11 protein-coding genes are annotated in these 15269 nt (G+C 74.1%); 2 read left to right on the top strand and 9 right to left on the bottom strand.

Features of this window, described 5'->3' with window-relative positions; genetic code table 11:
* Window positions 1-71: 71 nt before the first annotated feature.
* Window positions 72-671 (top strand): DUF3043 domain-containing protein, encoded by a 600-nt coding sequence (locus tag B4K29_RS00355; RefSeq protein WP_286956635.1) that lies wholly within the window; start codon window positions 72-74, stop codon window positions 669-671.
* Entirely contained in the window at window positions 668-1504 is an 837-nt protein-coding gene (locus B4K29_RS00350) for a methyltransferase domain-containing protein (protein WP_286966157.1), read from the top strand. Before B4K29_RS00355 ends, B4K29_RS00350 begins: the two co-directional genes overlap by 4 nt.
* An 84-nt stretch (window positions 1505-1588) precedes the next feature.
* Here B4K29_RS00350 and B4K29_RS00345 read toward each other — a convergent pair whose 3' ends face one another.
* The 9 genes from B4K29_RS00345 to cobN are packed head-to-tail and all read right to left on the bottom strand — an operon-like array spanning window position 1589 to window position 15251.
* Window positions 1589-2983 carry a serine hydrolase domain-containing protein gene (locus B4K29_RS00345; protein WP_239263270.1) on the bottom strand — a complete coding sequence of 465 codons (1395 nt, stop codon included), beginning with the start codon at window positions 2981-2983 and terminating at the stop codon, window positions 1589-1591.
* 2 nt (window positions 2984-2985) lie between these two features.
* Window positions 2986-3207, bottom strand: coding sequence for a hypothetical protein (locus B4K29_RS00340; RefSeq protein WP_019287012.1), 222 nt, complete (start codon window positions 3205-3207; stop codon window positions 2986-2988).
* Between the two features lie 38 nt (window positions 3208-3245).
* Window positions 3246-4328, bottom strand: a complete 1083-nt coding sequence (gene cobA, locus B4K29_RS00335) for a uroporphyrinogen-III C-methyltransferase (protein ID WP_286960559.1) — start codon at window positions 4326-4328, stop codon at window positions 3246-3248.
* On the bottom strand, window positions 4325-6100 hold the full coding sequence (gene cobT / locus B4K29_RS00330) for a nicotinate-nucleotide--dimethylbenzimidazole phosphoribosyltransferase (protein ID WP_286966156.1): 1776 nt from the start codon (window positions 6098-6100) through the stop codon (window positions 4325-4327). The genes cobA and cobT overlap by 4 nt, the downstream gene beginning before the upstream one ends.
* Window positions 6097-7296, bottom strand: coding sequence for an aminotransferase class I/II-fold pyridoxal phosphate-dependent enzyme (locus B4K29_RS00325; RefSeq protein WP_286966155.1), 1200 nt, complete (start codon window positions 7294-7296; stop codon window positions 6097-6099). The genes cobT and B4K29_RS00325 overlap by 4 nt, the downstream gene beginning before the upstream one ends.
* Complete coding sequence (locus tag B4K29_RS00320; protein WP_286966154.1) at window positions 7293-8672, bottom strand: cobyrinate a,c-diamide synthase; 1380 nt, start codon at window positions 8670-8672, stop codon at window positions 7293-7295. The genes B4K29_RS00325 and B4K29_RS00320 overlap by 4 nt, the downstream gene beginning before the upstream one ends.
* A gap of 23 nt (window positions 8673-8695) precedes the next feature.
* Complete coding sequence (cobO, locus tag B4K29_RS00315; RefSeq protein WP_019287006.1) at window positions 8696-9310, bottom strand: cob(I)yrinic acid a,c-diamide adenosyltransferase; 615 nt, start codon at window positions 9308-9310, stop codon at window positions 8696-8698.
* Complete coding sequence (locus B4K29_RS00310) at window positions 9310-11526, bottom strand: VWA domain-containing protein (protein ID WP_286956654.1); 2217 nt, start codon at window positions 11524-11526, stop codon at window positions 9310-9312. The genes cobO and B4K29_RS00310 overlap by 1 nt, the downstream gene beginning before the upstream one ends.
* A complete protein-coding gene (cobN, locus tag B4K29_RS00305; protein ID WP_286966153.1) occupies window positions 11523-15251 on the bottom strand; it encodes a cobaltochelatase subunit CobN in 3729 nt (1242 codons plus the stop codon). The genes B4K29_RS00310 and cobN overlap by 4 nt, the downstream gene beginning before the upstream one ends.
* Between the last annotated feature and the right edge of the window lie 18 nt (window positions 15252-15269).

Raw genomic sequence — 15269 nt, 5'->3', positions numbered from 1 at the left:
CCTACCGTCGGGCGAGCGGGCGTCCGTGAGCCGTGCGGCCGGCGACCTCGTGGGCCGATAGGCTGACCCTCGTGCTAGGACGCAAGAAGACCGAGGCCGCGACCCTCGAGCAGCTCGAGGAGCAGGCCCACACGGACCGCCCCGGGGCCAAGAACCGCCCCACGCCCAAGCGGCGCGAGGCCGAGGCCGCCCGGCGGCGACCGCTCATCGAGACGGACCGCAAGGCCGCCGCGCAGCGCGACCGCGCCGTGTCCCGCGAGGAGCGCGCCAAGCAGCAGCAGGCCATGATGCGCGGCGAGGAGTGGGCCCTGCTCCCCCGCGACCGGGGCGTGGCGCGCCGCTACATGCGCGACTACATCGACGCGCGGTGGAACATCGCGGAGTTCACGATGCCCGCGCTGATCGTGGCGATGATCCTGTCGCTGCTGGTGGGGCAGCTCAAGAACCCCGGCCTGATCACGGCGGTCATGGTCCTGACCTACGGCGTCATCCTGCTGGGCGTCGTCGAGCAGACCCTCGTGCACTACGCGATGAAGCGGAAGTTCGCGGCCACCCACCCGGGCGAGATCTGGCCCCCGCGCGCCGGTTTCTACTCCGGGATGCGCGCCTTCCAGCTGCGCCCGACGCGCGTGCCCCGTGCGCAGGTCAAGCGGGGCGAGAAGCCCCGGTGACCGAGGCGGGCTTCGACGCCGGTCGCGACCGCTGGCTCGACCGCCAGGGGCTGCTGCGCAACGTCGTGCGCCAGGAGCTCGTCCGCCGCCAGCTCGAGGTGCACCTCGCCCTACCCCCGGCGAGCGTCCTCGACGTGGGCGCCGGCCAGGGGACGCAGGCGATCCACCTCGCCCGCCAGGGCTACGAGGTCGTCGCCGTGGAGCCCGACCCCCAGATGCGCGCCGCCTGCGAGGATGCGCTCGCCGCCGAGCCGGCGGCCGTCTGCGGCCGGATAGCCGTCCTGGACGGCTCGCTCGAGACCCTGGACACCATGGCGGCCCTCGAGGGCCGCACGTTCGACGCCGTGCTCTGCCACGGCGTCCTCATGTATGTCGACGACCCCAACCCCGCCCTCCGTGCGCTGGGACGGCGGGTCCATGTGGACGGCATCGTCTCCGTGGTGGCGCGCAACGCCGGAGCCATGGCCTGGCGACATGTGCTGCGCGGCGACTTCGCCCAGGCGCGCACGGTGCTGGACGAGGTCGACCGGTCAGGGTGGGACCGGCGCGACCCGCGCTACACCAACGAGCTCGGTGTCGGCTGCCGGGCCGACTCGCTGGAGCGGCTCGGCGCGTTCTTCGGAGGGATCCGGTGCTCCTTGGAGTACTGGTACGGCATCCGGACGTTCACCGACGGCGTGGCGGTCGACACCCCGGTCCCCGAGGACCCGGGCGAGCTCGCCGAGATCCTGGCGGTGGAGGAGCGCCTCGGCCGCACCGAGCCGTATCGCCGGATGGGCACGCTGATGCACCTCGTGGGGCGTCGCGGCGAGGGCCGCGGGCCGGTGCTCTAGACCTGTCCTTGACCTGGTCAGGACCTGCTCAGGCCCTCCTCAGGACCGGCGCCGGACCACAGCGAGCATCGCTCGTCGCTACCGCTACCTGCTCTGGAGCTCGGCGAAGGCCAGCGGTTCGCGCGTGACGGCGTAGGTCGCGAAGTAGAGCTTGGTGATCCGTCCGTCGGCGTCGCGGACGAGCTCCAGGCGCTCACCGCGCTCGCGTCCCTCGACCGCTCGGTAGAGATCGCGGTCCACCTGCTCGTAGCGCGTGTCGTCGAGGGCGCCGCGAGACCCCGGCATCGTGGACCACAGGGCGTCCCCCCGGATCTCGAAGTCCAGGGGCGAGCCCTCGCTCCACCACCGCCCCAGCAGCTCGCCACGCTCGTCGTCCCGCCGCGACGGCGTCCACACGCAGGGCGTGGTGGGCTCGTGGTCCAGCAGCGCGCACAGCAGGTCGGTCGCGAGGCCGAGGGGAGCCGGGCCGGACGTCGCGTTGGCGAAGACCACGGCCCCGACCCGGTCGCGGGGCCGGAAGCGCAGGCCGGTCAGGAAGCCGGGCATGGCGCCACCGTGACCTGCGAAGACGCGCTCGCCCCGGCGGAAGAGTCCGAAGCCCAGCCCCTGGCCCGTGGTCCAGTCGTCGGGGTCCGCCATGATCACCGGGCTGCACATCTCGGTGACCGTCTCCGGCGCCAGGACGTCGAAGCGTCCCGGGTCGGAGCAGAACGCGGCGTAACGACCCAGGTCGGCGACGGTGGACCACAGGCCGCCGAGCGGGGCGGTCGAGCGCAGGTCGATCACCGGCTCGAGGGTCGCCGTGCGCGCGTGCGGGTGGATCTGGTAGCCGTGCGCCCGGTCCTGCTCGTCCGGCACGAGACCGGTGCGCGTCATACCGAGCGGGTCGAGCACGACCTCGCGCACGACGTCCTGCCAGGGTCGCTCCTCGACCCGGGCGATCACCTGCCCGAGCAGCGCGTAGGCGAGGTTGGAGTAGTGGAAGGCCCGCTGCGGGGGCAGGACGCGCTCGGCGCGGACCAGGTCACGCAGGAGCCCGTCCTCGTCGGGGGCCTCGAAGGACTCCCACAGGTGGCCGGCGGGCTCGCGCTGCAGGCCGGAGGCGTGGGCAAGCAGCGACCGCAGCGTCAGGTCGCCGAACGGCGTGCCGGGCAGCAGGTCGTCGAGCGTGTCCTCGACCGACAGCCGGCCCCGGTCGCGCAGCGCCATGATGGTAACGGCGCTGAAGGTCTTGGTGACCGACCCGATGAGGTACTGGGTGTCGTCGACGGCGTTGCGCGCGGGGGCGCCCCGATCACCGTCCTCGGCGCCGCGGACGAGCTCCCCGTCCAGCCGGGCCGAGCCCACGTGCGTCGACCACACCAGGCGCCCGTCCCGCACCACCCCGGCGCTCACGCCGGGGCTGCGCCACTCGTACTGCGCCGTGCCGACCAGGTGCTGCAGGGAGCGGGCCAGGTCGGCGGGCAGCGGGTCGGCCACCGTCACTCCCCCATCGCCTGCAGCGACATGGGTCCGTAGACGACGTCCTCGCCGCGCAGCAGCGTCACCGCGTCGACGCCCGCGGCCTTGACGTCCTCCCACTCCTGGGCGAACCACGCCTCGGCCTCGCCCTGGCTGGGAAAGGTCAGCGCCGGCAGCGCCTCGGAGGTCGTCGGGCGGCCCTCGGCGTCGAGGTAGGACCAGGTGTAGGCGTCGTTGCTCATGGCGCCAACCCTAGTCCGGGCGGTGGCACGGTGGGCGCTCAGGACAGTGCGGCGACGTCTCCGACGACGGTGACCGCCGGGGGCACCAGACCCTCCGGCACACCGTCGGCGGCGAGGGCTGCCAGGGTGGTGCGAACGGTGCGCATCGAGGGCAGCCCGCCGTCCATGACGCAGGCGACGGGCGTCCGGTCGTCACGGCCGGCGGCCAGGAGCGCCACGGCGATCCGCGGCAGCGTCTCCACGCCCATGAGGACGACGATCGTCGTGCCGGCGCGCGCGAGGGCGTCCCAGTCGACGGTGCTGCGCGGGTCGTCGGGGGCCGCGTGCCCGCTGACGACGGTGAAGCCCTGCACCGTCCCGCGGTTGGTGACCGGGATGCCGGCGAGCTCGGGGACGGACACGGCCGACGTGACGCCGGGGACCACCTCGACCGGCACGCCGGCCTCGCGGCAGGCCAGGACCTCCTCGTAGCCGCGCCCGAACACGAACGAGTCCCCACCCTTGAACCGCACCACGCGTCGTCCGCGCAGGGCGTGCTCCACCAGGACGCGGTTGATCTCCTCCTGCGGCGTGAAGCGGCCGCGGGGGATCTTTGACACGTCCACGACCTCGACGTGCGCGGGGAGGTCGGCGAGCAGGCTCACCGGCGCGAGGCGGTCCGTGACGACGACGTCGGCTGCCCAGAGGGCGTCATACCCGCGTCTGGTGAGCAGTCCGGGGTCGCCGGGGCCGCCGCCCACGAGGACCACCGAGCCGGCGCGCTCCCCGGCCTCCTGCCCGGTCGCCTGCCCGGTCGCCTGCCCGTCCGTCTCCAGGCCGTATGCCGGGATGCCCGCCACGGCGGCGAGCTGCAGCACGTCCGGCCCCTCGGACCGCTCCGCGGGGGTGCGGGCGTCGACGACCAGGCGCGAGGCGGCCACGACCTCGGCCTCGGTCACGTCCGCACCGCGCGCGACGAGGCCGCGGTCGACCAGGTCCTCGAGCGCAGGGACGAGCTCGTGCGCGACGACCGTGACGTCGGCGCCCCGCTCGCGCAGCTGGACGACCTCGGCCAAGGCCCCGGCCCCCCCACCGGCCACGAGGACCGGGACGCCGGCGAGCCGCCAGCCCGGTGCGGTCATGCGTGGGCCTCGACGTCCGCCACGTCCCGTCCGGCCTCGGCGTCCTTGCCGCTCACCCCGGCGGACTCGAAGGTCGCGACCTCGGTGAGCATGCGGACGGCGAGCTGGACGTGCGGGACCGCGAGGGCGGCGCCGGTGCCCTCCCCGAGCCGCAGGTCGAGGTCGACGAGGGCCTCGAGCCCGAGGGTCGACAGCGCGGCCAGGATGCCGGGCTCGACGCCGGCGTGCCCCGCGACGAGGTAGTCGACGCAGTCGGGAGCGAGGGCCTGGGCCACCAGCGCGGCGGAGCAGACGATGACGCCGTCGAGGATCACGGGGGTGCGCTGCGCCGCGGCGGCGAGCAGGAAGCCGACGATCGCGGCGTGCTCCAGGCCTCCCACGGCCGCGAGGGCCGCGACGGGGTCCTCGCTGGTCGCGCCGTTGGTGCGGATGGCGCGCTCGACGACGGCGACCTTGGCGGCGCGGCCGGCCTCGTCCAGCCCGGCGCCACGACCGGTGACCTCCTCGGGCGCGCGCCCAGTGAAGACCGAGATCAGCGCGGCGGCCGGGGTCGTGTTGCCGATGCCGACCTCGCCCGCCAGGAGCAGGCGGTTGCCCTGGGCGACCAGGTCGCGGGCGACGTCGATGCCGACCTCGATGGCCTCGTGGACCTGCTCCAGGGTCATGGCCGGGCCCTGCGTCATGTCGGCGGTGCCGCGGGCGACCTTGCGCACGAGCAGGCCGGGCATGGCGGGCAGGTCAGTGGCCAGGCCCACGTCGATCACGTCGACCTCGGCACCGACCTGGCGGGCGGCCGCGTTGCACACCGCCCCGCCGGTCGCGATGTTGGCCGCCATCTGCACGGAGACCTCCTGCGGCCAGGGCGAGACGCTGTGGGCCTGCACCCCGTGGTCGCCGGCGAAGACCGCCAGGGCCACGGGGGACGGCGGTGCCGGAGGCCAGGTGCCGCACGCCGCCGCGACGCGTTCGCCGGTGGACTCCAGCAGCCCCATCGCCCCGGGGGGCTTGGTCAGCTGCGCCTGGCGCTCCTGCGCCCTCGCGAGGACCGCGGCGTCGGCAGGCGTGATGGCGGCGATCGTCTCGTCGAGCAGGGACACGGGAGCTCCTCCGGGAAGGGTGCGGGTGGACCAGTTCTCATCATGCACGGCCCACGCGAGCGGCCGGCGGCGGGCCCAGCCCGTCGTCTGAAGCTCGGGGGCGGGCGGGAACGCGCTGACGTGGCCGACGCACAGGTAGGCCACGACCTCCAGGTGCTTGGGCAGGCCCAGCTCGCGGGCCAGCTCGTGCGGGTCGAAGAAGCTCACCCAGCCCACGCCGAGACCCTCGGCGCGGGCGGCGAGCCAGAAGTTCTGGGCCGCGGTGGCCGTGGAGAAGCTCGTCATCCGGGGGTCGGCGTGGCGTCCGATGGTGTGCGGGCCGCCGCGCGTGGGGTCGCAGGTGATGACGACGTTGAGCGGGGTCTGGCGGATGGCCTCGATCTTGAGCCCGTCGAACATCCGTTGCCGCTCGCTCGGCAGGCTCGCGGCGAACCGGTCGCGCTGCCGCTGGGCGAGGCGCTGGATGCGCCGTCGTCGCTCCTCGTCGCGAACCAGCACGAAGTCCCACGGCTGGCTGAACCCGACGCTCGGCGCCATGTGCGCGGCGGCGAGCACCCGCGTCAGGGCTGCGTCGTCGATCGGGTCCATGGTGAACGTCGAGCGGATGTCCCGTCGCTCGCGGATGACGTCGTAGACGGCGCTGCGTCGCGCGTCGTCGAAGGCGTTGGTGCTCATGGGATCTCCTCCAGGACGGCCCGTATGCCGCCCGCCAGCTCGGACACGGGGCCGGCGTCTCGCGCGGCGAACCGCAGCCAGGTGTCGTCGAGCCCCCGGAAGGTGTCGCCTCGTCGCACGGCGATCCCCTTGGCCCGCAGTCCTTCTCGCAGGGCGGCGGCGCGGGGGTGCTGGGCGAGGACGAACGGTCCGTCGGGATCGACGGGCACGTGCAGACCTCGCGCGCGCAGCGTGTCGGCGAGGTGGGCGGCGTTGCGGCGCAGGCGCTCTCGCTGCGCGTCGCGGAAGTCGCGGCCCTGCGGGGTGCAGACGGCGAGCACGGCGGCGAGGGCGAGCGAGCTCACCGACCAGTGCGGCTGGTGGTCGCGCAGCCGACGGACGACGTCCGGCGAGCTCACGACGTAGCCCGCCCTCAGGCCGGCCAGCCCGTAGGTCTTGGTGAGGCTGCCGGTCACGATGATCGGCCTGGTCCGGTCGCCGCTGGTATGGCCGGAGCTGGTCAGGCCGGCGTTGGTCAGGTCGGCGTTGGAATGGCCGGCGCTGGTCAGGTGGGCGTTGGTCCTGTGGGTGCCGGACGCCGCGTCCCGCACCAGCGTCTGCGTCGGGTCCGTGGCGACGTCGAGGAAGGCCTCGTCCACGAGCAAGACGCGATCGGGCGGGGTGGTGGCGGGATCCACCAGGCGGAGCAGCTCGGCGCGTGGGTGCAGCCGTGAGGTGGGGTTGGTCGGGTTGCCGACGACGACGAGGTCGGGCGCCACCGGGCTCGCTGCGGAGCCGCATCCCGCCTCGATCGCGGCCGGGTCGAGCGCCCAGCGGTCGGCCCGGTCGAGCAGGTGGGCGGTGAACGCCGACCCGGCGTGCAGCAGCGCCTGCCCGGGCTCGGTGAACTGCGGCTCGACGACGAGTGGTGCGCGCCATCGCGTGAGGTGGGCGACGAGGGTGAAGGCCTCGGCGGACCCGTTGGTCAGGAGCACGCACTCGGTGGGCACCCCGAGCTCGGCCGCCAGGGCCGCGGTCGCCGGCGCGGCGTCGGGATAGGCGGCCAGGCGCGGGATCTCGCGGGCGATCGCCTCGGCGAGGAACGCCGGCGGCTGGTCCACGGCCACGTTGACGGCCAGGTCCAGGCGGGCGCCGCGCGCGTCGACGTCGCCGTGATGGCCAGCTGCGGGGTGCGGGGGCTGGTCGGGGGTCGTCATGGTGCGTCCACCAGCGCACCGGTGAGCCGGCCCACGAAGGAGCGGGCCAGGTGCGGCTGCCCGGCCCAGTGGACGTGCAGGTAGGACGCGTGCACGCTCCCCTGCACGACCCCCTCGGCCCGGTGGCCGCCGTCGCGGTCGGCCCACGCCCACGCCGGCGCGTGGTCGGTGTCGCCGGACACGACCTGCGTGCGGTGGAACTCGTGGCCCGTGACCCGGGCGCCGGCCGGTCCGAGGACCGAGTCGGTCAGCGCCACCGCCGACCGGTAGCCGAGCGTGAGACGGTGGCCGAACTCCGCGTGCGTCGGCAGGACGCCGGCCATCCGGTGCCCGTCGAGGGTCTGCCCGAGATAGAGCAGTCCGGCGCACTCGGCGCTCACCGGCGCTCCTGCCTCGGCCAGCTCCCGGATGGACCGCAGCAGAGGCACGTTGGCGGCGAGCTCGAGCGCGTGGACCTCGGGGAAGCCGCCCCCGATGACCAGTCCCGACACGCCAGAGGGCAGCTCGGCGTCCACGAGCGGGTCGAAGACCTCCACCGCCAGCCCGGCGGCGGCGAGGAGCTCGGTGGTCTCGGCATACCCGAAGGTGAAGGCCCGTCCACCGGCGACCGCGACGCGTCCTCGCGACCCGGCCGGCGCGGCCAGGGGGCCGAGCGCGTCGGACGGCGACCAGGGCTCCCCCTCGAGATCCGGTGCGGCACCAGCGATCTCGAGGAAGGCGTCGAGGTCCACGTGCGCGCTCACCATGTCGGCGAGGGCGTCGACGGCGGCCGCGGCCTCCGGCGAACGTTCGGCGGCGGGGACCAGTCCGAGGTGCCGCGACGGGACCACGACCTCGGGGACGCGGGGCACGCAGCCGATGACCGGGATCCCCGTCTCCTCGATGCCGTCCCGCGCCTCGGCCTCGTGACGCGGCGAGGCGATGTTGTTGAGGATGACGCCGGCGATGCGCACCGCGGGGTCGAACCGTGAGTAGCCCAGGACCGTCGCGCCCACCGAGCGCGACGTGTGCGCGCCGTCCACGACGAGCACGACGGGCGAAGAGGTGAGCGTCGCGATGTGGGCCGTCGACGCGAATCCCCGTGCGCCCAGCTGGCCGTCGAAGAGACCCATGACGCCCTCGACCACCGCCACGTCCGCCAGGGTCGGGGCCGTCGCGCCGTGCAGCAGCAGCGGCACCACGCGGTCGACGCCCTGCAGGTGCGGGTCGAGGTTGCGCCCGACCCGACCGCACGCGGCCGCGTGATAGCCCGGGTCGATGTAGTCGGGACCCACCTTGTGCGGCGACACCTGGATCCCCTTGCGGGACAGGGCAGCCAGGATGCCCGTGGTGATCATCGTCTTGCCGCTGCCCGACCCGGGGGCGGCGATCACCACGCGGGGCAGCCGCGTCGACGGGGCTACCACTCGATGCCTCGCTGGCCCTTCTGCCCGGCGTCCATGGGGTGCTTGACCTTGGTCATCTCGGTGACCAGGTCGGCGGCCTCGACGAGCCGGGGGTCGGCGTCGCGACCCGTGATGATGACGTGCTGGTGGCCGGGTCGGTCCCGCAGCGTGGCGACGACCTCGTCGACGTCGACCCAGCCCCACTTCATGGGATAGGTGAACTCGTCGAGGACGTAGACGTCGTGCGTCTCCGCGGCGATGCGACGCTGGATCTCGCGCCAGCCCTCTAGCGCGGCCTGGGCGTGGTCCTCGTCGGAGCCCGCCTTGCGGGTCCAGCTCCAGCCCTCGCCCATCTTGTGCCACTCGACCGGGCCGCCCTCGCCGGTCTGCTCGTGGAGGCGGCCGAGGGCCTTGAGGGCGTTCTCCTCCCCGACCTTCCACTTGGCGCTCTTGACGAACTGGAAGACCCCGACCCGCCAGCCCTGGTTCCAGCCGCGCAGCGCGAGCCCGAAGGCCGCGGTGGACTTGCCCTTCATCTCGCCGGTGTGCACGACCACGAGCGGTCGGTTGCGGCGCTGCCTCGTGGTGAGGCCGTCCTGCGGGACGGTGGTGGGGACTCCCTGGGGCATCAGGCCACGCTCCTCGGGGCTCGGGTCACGCTGGTGGAGAGGCGGTCTCGGTGTCGGACGGCGCCGGCCAGCTCCTCGGCCGCCACGCCCTGCAGGTCGATCAGCTCGGCGCGCAGGTGCCCGGCGAGCTCGCGAGCCAGCCCCAGGCGGAAGCCCGCCCGCGTCTGCTCGCAGTCCACGACCACGCTGGCGATCCCCGCGTGGGCGATGCCGTCGGCCACCCGGTGGGCTCGTGGGATCGCCTGGCGCCCACCGGAGCTCGCGCGTCCGTCGGTGAGCACGACCAGCAGCGCACGACGGTGGGGGTCCTTGGCGTGCTCGCGGCGCACCACCTCGTAGGCGCTCTGCAGCCCCTCGGCCAGCGGGGTCCGCCCCCCGGTCGGCACCCGTGCGAGCAGTCGCTCGGCCAGCTCGACGCTCGTGGTCGGGGGCAGCACGAGGTCGGCCCGCGCTCCGGCGAAGGTCACGACCGCCACCTTGTCGCGTCGTTGGTAGGCATCGAGCAGCAGCGACACGCACGCCGTCTTGACCTCGCGGATGCGCTGGGCCGCGCCCATCGAGCCGGACGTGTCGACGACGAAGACGACGAGGTTGCCCTCCTTGCCCCGGCGCACGCTGCGGCGCAGGTCGCTCGGGCGCACCCCCAGCGGGTCGCCCACGGCCCGTGCCGTCGTCGCGCGGGACGCGGCCCTGAGCACCGTCGCGGTCAGCGAGATCCCTTGTCCCCGTGGGTCGTCGGGCGCCACGGCGCGCACGTGGCGCCCGGTCGTCGTGTCGGCCGTCGAGCGTCGGCCTGCCACACCGGTGCCCGCGGTGGGCAGGGTGAGCAGCCTTGCGCGGTATGCCGATCCGGCCCGCTCCCCCGTCGTGCCGCGGCCACGCGCCGGGCCGCCGGACGCGCCGTCGTCGTCTGCCTGCTGGTCCGCTCCCGTGGCGTCGCCGCTCGGATCCTGGCGGTTGGGCGGGATGGGGGCGTCGTCGCCGGGCCCGTCATCCGTCGGGACCTGACCGGTCGGCGGAGGGGTCTCGGCGCCGGATCCCCCGTCGAGGTCGCCGTCCCGGGAGCCGTCTCCGTCGGCAGCATCGACCTCGGCACCATCGTCGTCGGCACCATCGTCGTCGGCTCCACCGCCGTCTCCACCGCCGTCCCCACCACCGTCGCCGCCGCCGTCAGGCCCGTCGTCGTCACCGTCCGGCTCGGGGAGGTTGTCGTCGAGGATGTCCTCGAGGTCGTGGTCCCCACCGTCGTCGAAGGGGTTGCGCCGCTTGCGGTGCGGCAGCGCGAGGCGGGCGGCCACGCGGATGTCCTCCGCGCCGACCTCGTCGTGCCCGCACCAGGCCGCGTGGGCGACCGCCGTGCGCGCCGTGACCAGGTCGCCGCGCATGCCGTCGACGTCGAAGGCCGCGCAGATGGCGGCGATCCGCTCGATGGCCTGGTCCCCGAGACGGACGTGGGGCAGGCGGTCCTGCGCCGCCGCGATCCGGTCGGCGAGGGCGGCCTCGCGGTCGGCATACGTGCCGATGAAGCTCACGGGAGAGTCCTCGTAGGCCATGCGGCGCCGCACGACCTCGACGCGGACGCGGGGGTCGCGCGAGGCGGTGACGTCGACGGCCAGCCCGAAGCGGTCGAGCAGCTGGGGACGCAGCTCGCCCTCCTCGGGGTTCATGGTGCCGACGAGGACGAATCGCGCTGCGTGCGAGACGGACACGCCCTCGCGCTCGATGCGGGCGCGCCCCATCGCGGCCGAGTCCAGGAGGGTGTCGACGAGGTGGTCCGGCAGGAGGTTGACCTCGTCGACGTAGAGCACGCCGCGGTGCGCCTGCGCCAGCAGACCGGGGTCGAAGGCGACCTGGCCGCTCGCGAGGAGGCGGTCGAGGTGCAGCGACCCGACCACCCGGTCCTCGGACGCGCCGACGGGCAGCTCGACCAGGCGGACGGGCCGCGTGATCGCGCCGTCGCCGTGCAGCGCGACGTCCGGGCACCCGGCGTCGGGAGCGGTGGGGTCGCACGAGAACCGGTCGCCCGCAACGACCTTCACGGGGGGCAGCACCGAGGCGAGGGCGCGCACCATGGTGGACTTGGCGGTGCCCTTCTCGCCGCGGACGAGGACGCCGCCGATGGACGGCGAGACGGCGGACAGGCAGAGGGCCAGGCCCATGTCGTCCATCCCGACGACGGCGCTGAACGGGAAGGCCTGGGTGTCGACGGCCGTCATCGCGCGGCCCCGGCCGCGTCCTCGAGGTCACCCTCGGCGTCGAGGTAGGCCGCGCGCAGCTCGGCCAGCACCTCCGGGTCGGGCGACTCCCACAGCCCGCGCTCGACCGCCTCCAGCAGCCGCTCGGTCATGCCGTGCAGCGCCCACGGGTTGGCCTCCGCGAGGAACGCGCGGTTGGTCTCGTCGAGGACGTACTCCTTGGTGAGGCGGTCGTACATCCAGTCGGCAACCACACCGGTCGTGGCGTCGTAGCCGAACAGGTAGTCGACGGTCGCCGCCATCTCGAAGGCGCCCTTGTAGCCGTGCTGCCGCATCGCGGACATCCACTTGGGGTTGACCACGCGGGCGCGGAACACGCGTGAGGTCTCCTCGACCAGGGTGCGCGTCGCGACGTGCTCGGGGCGGGTCGAGTCGCCGATGTAGGCCTCGGGGCTGTCCCCGGTGATGGAACGGACGTGCGCGACCATCCCGCCGTGGAACTGGAAGTAGTCGTCGCTGTCGGCGATGTCGTGCTCGCGGGTGTCGACGTTCTTGGCGGCCACGCGGATCCGGCGATACGCCGAGCGCATCTCGTCGCGCGCCGGGACGCCCTCGAGCTCGCGGCCGTAGGCGTAGCCGCCCCACACCTCGTAGACCTCGGCGAGGTCCGCGTCGGTGCGCCAGTCGCGCGAGTCGATGAGCTGCAGCAGACCGGCGCCGTAGGTCCCCGGGCGCGACCCGAAGATGCGCGTCGTCGCCTTGCGGTGCTCGGTGCCGCTCGCGAGGTCGGCCTGGACGTGCGCGCGCACGTAGTTGTCGCTCTCACCCTCCTCCAGGGACGCGGCCAGCTGCACCGCGTCGTCGAGCAGCCCCACGGCATGCGGGAAGGCGTCGCGGAAGAACCCGGAGATGCGCAGCGTGACGTCGACGCGGGGGCGTCCGAGCTCCTCGAGCGGGACGGCCTCGAGACCCGTGATGCGGCGCGAGGCGTCGTCCCACACGGGGCGGATCCCCATGAGAGCCATGGCTTCTCCGATGTCGTCGCCGGCGGTGCGCATGGCGGACGTCCCCCACAGGGACAGTCCGACGGAGGCGGGGAACTCGCCCTTGTCCTGCTCGTAGCGCCGCACCAGCGAGTCCGCGAGGGACACCCCGGTCTCGTAGGCGAGACGGCTCGGGATGGCCCGCGGGTCGACGGAGTAGAAGTTGCGGCCGGTCGGCAGCACGTTGACCAGGCCGCGCAGCGGGGACCCTGACGGGCCGCTCGGGATGAACCCGCCGTCCAGGGCGTGCAGGACGGCGTCGAGCTCGCCGGCGGTGCCCGCGACCCGCGGCACGACCTCCTCGACGGCAAAGGTCAGGACGGCTCGTATGGCGTCGCGATCGGCCCCCGGGCGCTCCGGCATCTCGGCGAGCACGGCGTCGACGGCGTCCGCGGTCCAGCCGCGAGCCTCCATGCCCTCCACCTGGGCTCGCGCGGCGGCCTCGACGTCGTCGGTCTCGCCGCGCTTCTTGGCGGACTCGTCCAGGCCGAGGGCGGTGCGCAGCCCGGGCAGGTGCTGGTTGCCGCCCCAGATCTGGGTGGCCTGGAGCATGGCGAGGACGAGCGAGACGCGGGCCTCGCCGACGGGCTCCTGCCCGAGCACGTGCAGGCCGCCGCGGATCTGGACGTCCTTGATCTCGCAGAGCCAGCCGTCGACGTGCAGCACGAACTCGTCGAAGGCGTCGGTGTCGTCGAGCTCCGGCCGGTCCGTCAGGCCGAGGTCGTGGTCCAGGCGGGCGGCCTGGATGAGGGTCCAGATCTGCTGGCGCACGGCCGGCGCCTTGGCCGGGTCCATGGCCGAGACCGTTGCGTACTCGTCGAGGAGCTGCTCGAGGCGGGCGATGTCGCCATACGAGTCGGCTCTGGTCATGGGCGGGACCAGGTGGTCGACGAGCGTGGCGTGCCCGCGGCGCTTGGCCTGGGTGCCCTCGCCGGGGTCGTTGACGAGGAAGGGGTAGACGAACGGGAGGTCGCCCAGCACTGCGTCGGGCGCGCAGTCGGCCGACAGGGCAGCGCCCTTGCCGGGCAGCCACTCGAGGTTGCCGTGCTTGCCGACGTGGACGATGGCGTGCGCGCCGAATCCGCCGTCGCTCTGGTCGGCCTCGAGCCAGCGGTAGGCCGCGACGTAGTGGTGGGACGGCGCGAGGTCGGGGTCGTGGTAGATCGCGATCGGGTTCTCCCCGAAGCCGCGCGGAGGCTGGACGAGGACCACGACGTTGCCGGCCTGCAGCCCCGCGTAGACGAGATCCCCCTGGTCCCCGTGGTCGTTGCCCCGCACGCGCCCGGCGTCGTCGCTGCGCCCCCGACGAGCGGAGCGCGGTGCGCGCGAGGTGTCGAGGTACATCTCGCCGGGCGCCTCGCCCCACGCCTCGGTCACGGCGGCGCGGAAGTCCTCGTGCAGCCCGGCGAACCAGCGGTGGTAGTCAGAGGCCTTGACGCGCAAGGGGTTCGACGCGAGCTCGTCCTCGGTCAACCAGGCCTGGTCGTAGCCGCCGCGCGCGATGATCGCCTTGATCAGGTCGTCGCCGTTGCCGGACTCGAGACCCGGCAGGGATCCCTCGCCCGCGAGCGGGCCGATGTCCCAACCACCCTCGTGCAGGCGACGCAGCAGGGCCAGCGTCGACGCCGGGGTGTCGAGGCCGACGGCGTTGCCGATGCGGGCGTGCTTGGTGGGATAGGCGGAGAGGACGACGGCGAGCCGCCGCTCCCCCACCGGGACGTGACGCAGGCGGGCGTGGGCGTGGGCGATGCCCGCGACGCGGCGGCAGCGCTCCGGGTCGGCGACGTAGGTGGGCAGGCCATCCTCGTCGATCTCCTTGAAGGAGAACGGGACCGTGATGAGTCGCCCGTCGAACTCCGGCACCGCGACCTGGGTCGCCGCGTCCAGAGGCGTCGTGCCGTCGGCGTTGTCCACCCACTCCGCCCGGCTGCTCGTGAGGCACAGCCCCTGGATCACCGGCACGTCGAGGTCGGCGAGCGCGCCTGCGTCCCAGGCACCTTCGTCGCCGCCGGCCTGGGCCGCGGCCGGGGTGGTCCCACCCGCCGCGAGGACGGTCGTGATGACCGCGTCCGCCTGGCGCAGGGTCCGCATGAGCTCGGGCTCCGGAGCGCGCAGGGAGGCGACATACAGCGGGAGCGGGCGCGAGCCCGCAGCCTCGAGGGCCTCGGCCAGGTCACGCACGAAGGTCGTGTTGCCGCTCGTCTGGTGCGCCCGGTAGTAGAGGACGGCCACGCACGGCCGGTCGTCACCCTCGGGAGCCTCCAGCGCGACGGTGTCGTCGAGCGGCCCCCAGGACGGCGCGGGCTCGGGCTGCGCGAACCCGTGCCCCGTCAGCAGGATCGTGTCCGACAGGAACGAGCCCAGCTCGGCCAGGTTGGTGGCGCCGCCGTGCGCGAGGTAGGCGTGGGCCTGCGCCGCCACCCCGGCGGGGACCGTCGAGGCCGACATGAGCTCGGCGTCGGGGGCCTGCTCACCCGTCAGCACCACGACGGGTCGGGAGCCGGCCAGCAGGTGGTCCAGGCCCTCCTCCCAGGCGCGGCGGCCTCCGAGGAGACGCACGACCACCAGGTCGGTGCCGTCCAGCAGCTCGTCGAGCTCGTGCATCGAGACGCGGTTGGGGTTGGCATAGCGCCAGGTCACGGGGCCGTCGGCCGCTCGTGCGCTCCGCAGGTCGGTGTCCGACGTGGACAGCAACGCCAGCATGGGGTCCTCTCCCGGGTG

The sequence above is a fragment of the Arsenicicoccus sp. UBA6765 genome (genome assembly GCF_002453335.1).
Taxonomy (GTDB): Bacteria; Actinomycetota; Actinomycetes; order Actinomycetales; family Dermatophilaceae; genus Arsenicicoccus; species Arsenicicoccus bolidensis.
This window is presented reverse-complemented; position numbering and strand designations above follow the sequence as displayed.

Coding starts and splice junctions, on each gene's coding strand:
- B4K29_RS00340 (WP_019287012.1), bottom strand. CDS start 3,207: ATGAGCAACGACGCCTACACCTGGTCCTACCTCGACGCCGAGGGCCGC.
- cobA (WP_286960559.1), bottom strand. CDS start 4,328: ATGACCGCACCGGGCTGGCGGCTCGCCGGCGTCCCGGTCCTCGTGGCC.
- cobT (WP_286966156.1), bottom strand. CDS start 6,100: ATGAGCACCAACGCCTTCGACGACGCGCGACGCAGCGCCGTCTACGAC.
- B4K29_RS00325 (WP_286966155.1), bottom strand. CDS start 7,296: ATGACGACCCCCGACCAGCCCCCGCACCCCGCAGCTGGCCATCACGGC.
- cobO (WP_019287006.1), bottom strand. CDS start 9,310: ATGCCCCAGGGAGTCCCCACCACCGTCCCGCAGGACGGCCTCACCACG.
- B4K29_RS00310 (WP_286956654.1), bottom strand. CDS start 11,526: ATGACGGCCGTCGACACCCAGGCCTTCCCGTTCAGCGCCGTCGTCGGG.
- cobN (WP_286966153.1), bottom strand. CDS start 15,251: ATGCTGGCGTTGCTGTCCACGTCGGACACCGACCTGCGGAGCGCACGA.